The 1,454-nt window shown below is 54.0% G+C and carries 1 protein-coding gene; it reads left to right on the top strand.

Annotated elements, in window-relative coordinates; translation table 11 throughout:
- Positions 1-1,454 (top strand): hypothetical protein (locus AAC620_RS12340; RefSeq protein ID WP_340245413.1); only part of this gene is annotated, 1,454 nt, incomplete at both ends.

The following is a 1,454-nucleotide window of genomic DNA, read 5'->3' as shown; positions in this document are numbered from 1 at the left end:
TTTGTTGGCGTAACGGCAAATAAGTCGATCACGCTGATGAATGCGTCGGTGGTTGCATCACAAGATGCCGCTGCGCAAAGTATGATGCTGCAGGACTATCTCGAAGCGGGCGTTGAGGGCGTGACGGCGGATAACCTTGCCGCAGTGAACTATGCGGTTGAACAGGCCGCAGACGGGGCGGCGGGAACGAACCCGGATCTTGCCAGCTTGGTCGCGCAGGCCAATGCGGCAATCTCGGCGCTGACCAATGCCACCGATGCTAACGCGCTGACAGTTGATCAGTTCGCGGCGGCTGGTGTTAAAGGTGTGACTGTAGAGAACCTTGCGATCGCCAGCGCTTCGGTAGTTGCCGCGTCGGCTGACGACAAAGACAGTGTGCCAGATCTACAAACTATCGCAGAGAAAGCTTCTGCACTTTCTATCATCAAGGGTTATTCCGAAGGTGTAAGTGGTGCTGCCGTACCCACGGCGGTTGATTATGCCGCAGCCGGCATCACACACTACGACAGTGCAGGAACGGCAACGACGATTAGTGCCCGCAACATTGAAGCAATCAATCAGGTCATGCAGGTGTCCTATACCGATGGCTTCACTGTGACTGATTCCTCATCAGTTCAGGCTATCTTGGATAGCGATACTGCTGGTGCTACATCCGGCGTTAAGTATGTAAGCCGTCTGGGTGCGATCGAAAAGATTGCTCATTATGCATCCGGCACTGAAACAGCCAATGCGCCAACAGCAGCAGATTATGATGCTGCTGGCATTGCCGGGGTTTATGACAGCAGCAATAACGGTGCTGTAGCTGGCACTCCGAACAATATCCAAGCGGTAAATATGGCTGTGCGCGCAGATCTAGCGGGCTATATGGATGCCAACACGACTGCAGAAATCCAAGTGGCAGTCTCACGTGGACGCATTACCCACTATGCCAACACCAACGGTTTAGACGACCAAGCGACGCCAGCACCGCTGGCAGCAGCTCTGGTACCGACCGTTGCGGATTACGCCAATGTCGGCGTGACCGAAATCTATGACGGCTCATCACTTGTCGCCATCGATGGCAGTAACGTCGAGCAGGTGAACGACCTCATGGCGATGCGCTATGTGGGTGACCCTGACACTAACGGTGACGCTACCGTAGATGGATCCGATAACGGTCGCATTGATGTCATCAATAATGCAACCGATGCAGCCACAAACGAAACTAACCTGAATTATGCGGGCACCGTAAACACGGTTGCCGAAATCCAAAACGCGGTGGCCAAAGCCATGGGCGACAAGGCCGATGCAGATGATGCAACCTTTGGCTTACGTGTGGAGGCATTGGATAAAATTAACGCGTTTATAACTGCGATTGATGGCCTGGCCGACAAGGCAGCCTACGACACATACATCGCAGACTCGGCAAACGCGAGTGCTATTCCAACCGCAGCTGATTACAACGCCGCAGGTGT

This window comes from Roseobacter sp. HKCCA2468, from assembly GCF_037805105.1.
Taxonomy (GTDB): Bacteria; Pseudomonadota; Alphaproteobacteria; order Rhodobacterales; family Rhodobacteraceae; genus M30B80.
The sequence above is the reverse complement of the archived record's forward strand: the minus strand, read 5'-3'. Positions and strand labels throughout refer to the sequence as shown.